Annotated in this window: 1 protein-coding gene and 2 pseudogenes; all 3 read left to right on the top strand. The window is 67.8% G+C overall.

Features of this window, described 5'->3' with window-relative positions; translation table 11 throughout:
• Positions 1-273, top strand: a pseudogene (locus tag C1A38_RS30360) (hypothetical protein); the annotation flags it as partial.
• Positions 274-284: 11 nt separating this feature from the next.
• Positions 285-590, top strand: a complete 306-nt coding sequence (locus C1A38_RS30355) for a hypothetical protein (protein WP_102661099.1) — start codon at positions 285-287, stop codon at positions 588-590.
• A pseudogene (locus tag C1A38_RS30350) lies at positions 587-1,363 on the top strand (hypothetical protein); the annotation flags it as partial. The gene C1A38_RS30355 and the pseudogene C1A38_RS30350, both read left to right, overlap by 4 nt.

Below are 1,363 nucleotides of genomic sequence, written 5' to 3'. Positions count from 1 at the left end.
GAGACGCTACGCCGGCGGGTGTCCGACAGCCCCTGCTACGGCGAGGCTGTCCCCTATCCGGGCACCGACCGGTATGAGGCGACGAAGTCGTGCGCGGAAACGATCAACGACAAGGCCTTCGTCCGCGTCTTCCTGGCGTCGTCGTCTCGCTACGGACACATCGTGGTGTCGTTGACCGGCCCTGACCGGCCCGACGCGGGCGTCGTCTCCTCCACCACGGTCACCGCGCAGCGCATCGCCGACCTGACGATGACCCTCCCTGCCAGCGATTAGGAAGGTCGACAGTGGACAAGCTGGCACGATACTTCGCTGACGTGGCCCGGATCAGGGCTGTCGGGGTCTCCACGAAGCAGTGGGTGGAGGTTGTCCGCGACCAGGACGGGGACATCGATGTCCGCATCCGACCGGGCCTGCTGCGGCGGTGTACCGAGCAGGAGGTGGCCGACGAGATCCGCTCCGCGCTCATGGCGGCCCTCGCCGAGCACCGGCGGCAGTACCGGCAGCTCCGCGTCGACTACTTCGGCTCACCCGTCGGGGTGCGCGAGTTCACCCCACCCGAGCCGCCCGACGATGAGGAGCGGATACGGTGAGCGCTGACATATCCACTTTCGCCGTGGAGACCCGAGCGTTGGTGGCTTTCGGTGTCGAGCGGTACGAAGACGCGACCTGCTACGGCGCGATCCGCCGCTACCTCACCGACATCGGAGCCATCCCCCGCTCTGCCTGGGGCACTCTCGACGGGGTGTCCGACAAACTCGGCAGGGACTGGGCTGCGGCACTGGACAGCCGGGTCAGAGAGGCCAACACCGCGCGCGACGAGATGGACCGCATGGCCGACGGGCTCCTGCAGATTGCCGCCGACTACGAAGGCACCGACCTGCACGTCTCCACCTCCTTCGACGTGGTGAATCGGGATCTGCTGCCCTACCTGCCACTGGCCGACGGCTACGGCAACCTGATCCGCGTACGTCCCGGCGGCGCCGGCATCCTCGCCCCACCCCACTACCGGATGCAGCCAGGCGACGCCCCCGTCCTGGCCATCCCCGACGACAACGACCGGCTGACCGCCACCCGCAATGAGGCGCTGCCCCACACCCGCGTCGTCGAGGAACCACTGCGGATCCACAGCAACTTCGCCCTCAGCGGCGGCCGCACCACCTACTACGAGAACGGCGGCGGCGACCACCTCGACACATTCATCAACGAACACCGCAGCACCCTGCTGCAACTCGAAGCGCTCCTGATCGAGCTGGGCACCGGTGAACGACTCCCACTGAGCGACCTCATGATCCACGCCTGGCGATCCGCGCCCCCGATCATCCGCAACCGCGCCGACCTGATCCACTCCGTCGCCAACACCTAC

Origin of the sequence: Verrucosispora sp. ts21 (assembly GCF_002879555.1) — a bacterium.
Lineage (GTDB): Bacteria > Actinomycetota > Actinomycetes > Mycobacteriales > Micromonosporaceae > Micromonospora > Micromonospora gifhornensis.
Note: the sequence above shows the minus strand (reverse complement) of the source record. Positions and strands in the feature narration are given on the sequence as shown.